This window comes from Elusimicrobiota bacterium (assembly GCA_016182905.1).
Lineage (GTDB): Bacteria > Elusimicrobiota > Elusimicrobia > UBA1565 > UBA9628 > GWA2-66-18.
The window spans coordinates 1-5917 of the sequence record JACPFR010000043.1 but is presented as its reverse complement, the minus strand read 5'-3'; the positions used below and the strand labels follow the sequence as shown (position 1 = coordinate 5917).

Here is a 5917-nt window from a genome sequence, read left to right as displayed (position 1 = left end):
CTGCGCGCGAGCGTAACCCGCGAATATCAGAATGATCGACCGTCGAGATCAGCTTCGCCTTCGGGTCCAGGATCTTCCAGGGACGGTCCGGTCGTCAGCAACGACGGCGCAGTTGACTCGGCTCGTCCATATCAGAAGCGCGCCTTGCCCCGCGTCATGTTGAGGTGGAAGTCGAACATGTTGTCGTCGCCGCGGACCAGCAGGCGGCGGACGGCCTCCTTCTCGCGGTTCCAGGGAAGCGGCGAGATGCCCTGCTTGATGGAGAAATCGAACCGGTAGCCGGCGTCGAGAGCGGCCTGGCGCACGTCGGCTTTGTACGCGCCGGCGCCGTAGGGGTACGCGAAGCCGAGCACCTCGCGGCCGAGCTTCTCCTCGAGACGGGCCTTGCTCTCCGTGAGCTCCCAGCGGACCTCGTCCAGGGCGAGCTCGGAGAGGTTCCGGTGGCGCATCGTGTGGGAGCCGAACTCGACGAGGCCGGAGTCCTGCATCTCCTTGATCTGCGCCCAGGTCAGCATCTTGAGCCACGGCTCGGTCTCGGGGTCGTGCCAGCCGTTGTGCTTCTCCATCGTCTCGTACACGAGGAAGACGCAGCCCTTCATCCCGAACTCCTTGAGGAGGGAGAAGGCCTCGGTGTAGTTGTTCATGTAGCCGTCGTCGAAGGTGATCAGGACGGGCTTCTCGGGAAGAGGCTTGACGCCTTTCTCCGCGTCGCGCCAATCGCGGAAGTCGATCGCGGTGAAGCCGTGGTCCTTCAGGTACCGGAGCTGCCTGCGGAAGTCGGCGGAGGAGACCCAGAGCTTCTTGAGCCGGGAGCCGGGGGGATAGTCCCCGATCTTGTGGTACATGAGCGCGGGCATGCCGCCGGACACGGCGGGGCGCCACCAGTTCCAGCGGGCGCTGAGGCCCGCGGCGGCGGCGGCTCCGACGGCGGACAGCACGCCGATCATGACCTTCTCTCCTTGCGCATCCGGCCCAGTTTCACATATTTGAGCCAGCTGTGGAAAGCCGACAAGCCGGCCCAGACCAGGCCCTGGTACCCGTCGAGGAAGCCGAGCTTCAGGAAGACGCGGGCGAAGAACTCCCAGGGCAGGATGAGGTGCTGGAAGAAGTAGAAGCGCTTGCCGGCGTCGAAGCGCTTCTGGGCCGCCAAGGTCGTGTACCGGTCCAATTTCGAGAGGTAGTCGGGGATGTCGCGGTACGGCTCGTGGACGATCTTCCCGCGGAACGCCGAAACGGGACCGTCGATGATCAGGCTCTCGTGGAGGGCGCCGCCGGTGAAGCGGGCTTTGTCGCGTTTGAACAAACGGATGTGGGACTCGTGCCCGAGACCGCCCCAGCGCATGGTACGCCCCAAAAAACGGACGGAGAACGGGATGTCAACGGCGACGAATGGAGGATTCGCTGAAAGGGCCCCACGGATCTCCTCGGCGAGCGACGGAGTCACCCGCTCGTCGGGATCGATCCATAAACACCAGTCGCCTTCGGCGACGTCCAAACTGGCTTGGCGCATCCTGGCGTAATCGTCGAACGGACGACGAAGAGTCTTGGCGCCGTATCGCTTCGCGATCTCTTCGGTGCCGTCCGTCGTGTCATCCGAAACAACCACGACGATCTCCTTCACCAGACCTTTTAACGCGTCCAGGCACCCCGGAAGGTCCCTCTCTTCGTTTTTCGCGATCAGGATGGCGCTAAGAGAGGGAGTCATATATCTTCTCCATCTCGTTGGCCATCCGCGTCAGGCCGAAGCGGCTGACGCGCGCACGGCCCTCGGCCGCGAGACGCAGGCGCAGCGGCGCGTCGTCGATCAGGCGGATGAGGTTGTTCGCCATCGCCTCGGGGTGGCGCGGCTCGACGAGGAGCCCGGTCGCGCCGTCTTCGACGACCTCGGGGATGCCGCCGGCGGTTGTGGCGGCGATCGCGACGCCGCAGGCGGCGGCCTCGATCAGGACCGAGCCCATGCCCTCGCCCCACGACGACTGGACGTAGACGTCCAGGGCCTTGAGGAGGGGGACGGGATCCTCGCGATGGCCCATCAGGATGACCTTGCCCAACAGGCCCATGCGCTTGATGCTCTCGAAGAGGCTCTCCTCCTCGGGGCCGCGCCCGGCGATGAGGAACTTCACTTTCGGACGCTGGAGGAGGACGATGACGGCCGCGGCGAGGAGGGCGGCGTGGTCCTTGTGCGGGACCAAGGCGGCGAGGTTGCCGATCAGGAGCGCGTCCTGCGGCAGGTTGAACTCGGCGGCGAGCTCGCGGCGGCAGGCCGCGCGCTGCTCGGGCGTCGGCGGGGCGAAGCGGGCGGGATCGACGCAGGCCCACTTGCTCTCCTCCGCGGTCGCGGGCAGGCCGTCCGGGATCACCGCGAGCTTGTTTTCGGGCGTGCCGGCGGTCCTCATGACGTCCGCGATGGCCTTCGAGACGCAGACGACCTTGCCCGCGGCGCCGTACTTCCAGCGCGCGCTGAGGCCGGTCACCGGGAAGTCCACGCGGCGATGGGAGACGACGGGCACGCCGGCCCAGGACGCCCAGGCGGCCGCGCCGGCGGCATGGCCCGTGTGGGCGTGGATGATCGCGCCCTCGGAGCGGGCGCGCCGGAGGAGAGGGAGCGCGGACGCGGAGGCCGTCTCGAAGCCCTGCCGGCGGGCCTCGGCCTCGAGCTCGCCGCCGGCGCGGGCGCAGACCACGTTCGCCCGCCCGCGCGCCCGCAGCGCGGCCGCGAGGTAGAGGAGCTGGCGTTCCCCGCCGCGGAAGCCCGGCTCGCCGTCAAGATGGTAGATGGGCCGTGGCTTCATCGTAGATCCGCTGAGTCGCCTCGAAAAAAGAGGCCAGTCCGAACTCACTCTCCCAGCGCGCGCGTCCGGCGCGGCCGAGCGCCTCCGCCTTCGCCGGGTCGAGCAGGAGCGACGAGAGGGCCTCGGCGAGCGCCCGGGAGTCGCCGGGCGGCACGAGGAGGCCGGTGACGCCGTCCGCGACGATATCGGGGAGACCGCCGACGCTCGAGGCGACGACGGGGCGTCCCAGGGACATCCATTCGAGGGCGGCCCGCGACACCGCCTCCGAGCCCAGCGACGGGACGACGCCGACGCGGCAGGCGGACATGAACGCCCACTTGTCGGCGACCCGGCCGGGGAACTCGACGACGCCCTCGAGGCCGGCGGGCTTGAGCTGCCAGCGCAGGCGCTCGAGCAGGACGCCCTCGCCGGCGCAGCGCACGCGCAGGCCGGGGACGGAGCCCTTCAGCCGGGCGGCCGCGTCGAGCAGGATCTCGTGGCCCTTGACCTTGTCGAAGCGCGCGACCATCCCCGCGACGGGGGCGTCCGGCAGCGCCGCCGCCTGGGGCGGGCCGCCGATGCCTTGGGCGACGCGCGCGACCCGGGCGCCGGGAAAAAGGGACTTGTACGCGCTCTCGAGGGCCCGGTTGACCGCGATGAAGGCGCTCGTGCGCCCGGCGACGAAGCGCGCGAGCGCCCCGCCCTTCGGCGGGCGGGCGTCGCCGCGGGTGCGCACGACGGCGCAGGGGCGCTTGGCGGCGAGCACGAGGGCCGTCGTGTGCGCCGAGCCGGTGTGGGCGTTGATGACGCGGGGGGCGAACGCTCCCGCCTCCCGGCGCTGCGAGCCCCAGGTCAGGACGCCGCCGAGCCCGCCCTCCCAGCCGCGCACCGCGAGGCCGAGGCGCCGCGCCTCGGTCAGCACCGGCGAGTCGGCGCGGCCCCAGAACTCGACGCGGTGGCCGCGGCGGACCTGCTCGACGGCGAGCGTCAGCGCGTAATGGGCCATGCCCGAGTCCCAGGGCTCGTCCTCGATGTGGATGATGTTCAGGCGGCCGCCTCCTTTTTCAAGACGTCGCGGCAGGCTGCGTGGACCTGGTCCACGGTGAGCAGGCGCATGCAGAGGAAATGCCCCTCGGGACACTCGCGCGCGCCGTGCAGGCCGCAGGGCCGGCAGGCGAGGTCCGCCTCGACGACGCGGTGGCCGGGGCCGTAGGGGAAGAAGCCGAGCTCGCGCGTCGTCGCGCCGAAGATCGCCACGACCGGCACGCCCGCCGCGGCCGCGAGGTGCATCGGCCCCGAGTCGTTGGTCACGAACACCGACAGGCGTCCCATCAGCGCCTTGAGGTCCTCGAGGTCGGTCTTGCCGACGAGGTCGAGCGCTCCGCACGCGCGGGCGATGCTCGCGCCGAGGGCCTTGTCGTCGGGCCCGCCCACGAGGACGGGGGTCAGGCCGTCGGCCTCGAGCCGGACGCACAGCTCGGCGAAGCGCTCGGGCAGCCAGCGCTTCGTGGCCCAGGCCGAGCCGGGGTGCACGCCGGCCAGCGGTCCCCCGGGCAGGAGGGCGGCGAGCTTCGGGGTCATCGCGGGCGGCGCCACGTACCGGGATTCGCCGGAGGACGGCGCGGCGCCGGCGCCGAGAGGCAAGGTCAGGGAGAGGTTGCGCTCGAGGTCGGGCGTGGCCCAGGCGAAAGGGACGGCATCGGTCAACAGGAAGCTCCCCGCGCTGGAGTCGAAGCCGATGCGCCGGGGGATGCCGGCCAGCTTCGCGATCAGCGCGGAACGGAAGGAGCGGTGGGGGATGACGGCCAGGTCGAACTCCCTGGTCGACAGCTCAGCGGCGATCGACCAGGGCCCCGTCAGGCCGCCGTGGACGCCGCGCTTGTCGTCGATGAGGACCTCGTCGGCCCACGCCGTCCCGCGGAAGATGTCCGCCGTCTTCGCCAGGGTCAGAACGGTCACGGACGCGCCGGGCAGGATCTCCTTGAGGCGGCGCAGCAGGGGCAAGGTGAGCAGGCTGTCGCCGAGGAAGGCGGTCTGCATCACGAGGACCTTCTTGAAGCCCGGGGCCCCGGGCGCGCGCGGCACGCCCCACGCGGCCAGCGCCTCGTGGTAGCGGTCCACTGTGTGCCGCTGCAGCCCGGAGGTGGAGAGGCGCAAGGCCACGAACAGGCGCCGGGCCAGGGCGTTCTTGCGGTAGGTCGCGGTGTTCGGCACCCGCGCCAAGGTCCGGATCAGGAACGAGCGGATGTTCCCGTGCAGGTCCAGAAGATGAGTGAAGTCACCGGCTCGGATGAAGCGCACGGCGTCCAGGACGCCGGTGAAGGGGATGACCTCGTCCACGCCCGGGTGGCCCTTGAGAGCGGCCGCGAACTGGGGTTTGACGAGGACCGTGACCCGGCAAGCGGGCCAATGGGCTTTTAGGCTCTTATAGACCGGCCCGGTCAAGACGACGTCACCGAGGCTGGAAAGCCGGATAACGAGGATTTTGGGCGACAACCATGATTATATCATTTCGCCCAACGGTGCGGGATTACTGCGGTTTTGGCTCGAGTTTCGAGAGACGGCCTTCGTGCTCGACCAGCATGTTCCCCTGAAATCGGAACCACCTTTCGAACGACTCCATCTGACGGGTCATGCCGTCCAGCACCGCCTGGAAACGGTCGAACTTGCCGCCCAATCCCTTGAGCTCGGAGACGTCCCGCTTGATCTCGAAGATATCGCCCTCGAGGCGCGCCGCGGCGGCCGCGATACGGGTCACCTTCTCGTCCGTTTTGAAGACTTGTTCTTTGAGCTCGATGAATTCCTTCATGGTCGGGGCGTCGCCGGGTTCGAATGGCGCTTCGTTCATTTTAACCTCCGATCGGTCCTGGGACAAGGGTCCTAAGTCCCATTTACCATACGATCGAGGGCCCGAAAAAGTTCCCCTCTACGGAGCCGCGTCGAGGCGGCGGAGGGAGAGCTGGGCGCTGAAGCGCACCTCCGCGTCCTTGTCCTTGAGGGCGCGCCGGAGGTCGTCCAGGACGCCGGCGGCGGCCTTGCCGACCGCGCCGAGCGCCAGCGCGGCGCTCGCGCGCACCCGGGCGTCGGGGTCGGTCAGCGCGCGCCGCAGGGCGGGGACCGCCGGCTCGGCCGCCGCGCCGCGGCCG

At 69.7% G+C, this 5917-nt stretch carries 7 protein-coding genes; all 7 read right to left on the bottom strand.

What is annotated here, in order from left to right; translation table 11 throughout:
• Window positions 1–131 precede the first annotated feature (131 nt).
• On the bottom strand, window positions 132–947 hold the full coding sequence (locus HYV14_13470) for a polysaccharide deacetylase family protein (protein MBI2386996.1): 816 nt from the start codon (window positions 945–947) through the stop codon (window positions 132–134).
• The gene (locus tag HYV14_13465; protein ID MBI2386995.1) at window positions 944–1705 is read right to left on the bottom strand and encodes a glycosyltransferase family 2 protein; all 762 of its coding nucleotides are present in this window, start codon (window positions 1703–1705) and stop codon (window positions 944–946) included. The genes HYV14_13470 and HYV14_13465 overlap by 4 nt, the downstream gene beginning before the upstream one ends.
• Entirely contained in the window at window positions 1689–2792 is a 1104-nt protein-coding gene (locus HYV14_13460; protein MBI2386994.1) for a glycosyltransferase, read from the bottom strand. Before HYV14_13460 ends, HYV14_13465 begins: the two co-directional genes overlap by 17 nt.
• Entirely contained in the window at window positions 2764–3777 is a 1014-nt protein-coding gene (locus HYV14_13455) for a glycosyltransferase (GenBank protein ID MBI2386993.1), read from the bottom strand. The genes HYV14_13460 and HYV14_13455 overlap by 29 nt, the downstream gene beginning before the upstream one ends.
• A 38-nt stretch (window positions 3778–3815) precedes the next feature.
• The gene (locus HYV14_13450; protein ID MBI2386992.1) at window positions 3816–5267 is read right to left on the bottom strand and encodes a hypothetical protein; all 1452 of its coding nucleotides are present in this window, start codon (window positions 5265–5267) and stop codon (window positions 3816–3818) included.
• 34 nt (window positions 5268–5301) lie between these two features.
• Complete coding sequence (locus HYV14_13445) at window positions 5302–5619, bottom strand: hypothetical protein (GenBank protein ID MBI2386991.1); 318 nt, start codon at window positions 5617–5619, stop codon at window positions 5302–5304.
• A gap of 78 nt (window positions 5620–5697) precedes the next feature.
• The coding region (locus tag HYV14_13440) for a HEAT repeat domain-containing protein (protein MBI2386990.1) at window positions 5698–5917 on the bottom strand (220 nt) is incomplete at its 5' end.

Bases quoted from the DNA above. Each gene is read 5' to 3' on its own strand.
- HYV14_13470 (MBI2386996.1), bottom strand. From the start codon at position 947: ATGATCGGCGTGCTGTCCGCCGTCGGAGCCGCCGCCGCCGCGGGCCTC.
- HYV14_13465 (MBI2386995.1), bottom strand. From the start codon at position 1,705: ATGACTCCCTCTCTTAGCGCCATCCTGATCGCGAAAAACGAAGAGAGG.
- HYV14_13460 (MBI2386994.1), bottom strand. From the start codon at position 2,792: ATGAAGCCACGGCCCATCTACCATCTTGACGGCGAGCCGGGCTTCCGC.
- HYV14_13455 (MBI2386993.1), bottom strand. From the start codon at position 3,777: ATGGCCCATTACGCGCTGACGCTCGCCGTCGAGCAGGTCCGCCGCGGC.
- HYV14_13445 (MBI2386991.1), bottom strand. From the start codon at position 5,619: ATGAACGAAGCGCCATTCGAACCCGGCGACGCCCCGACCATGAAGGAA.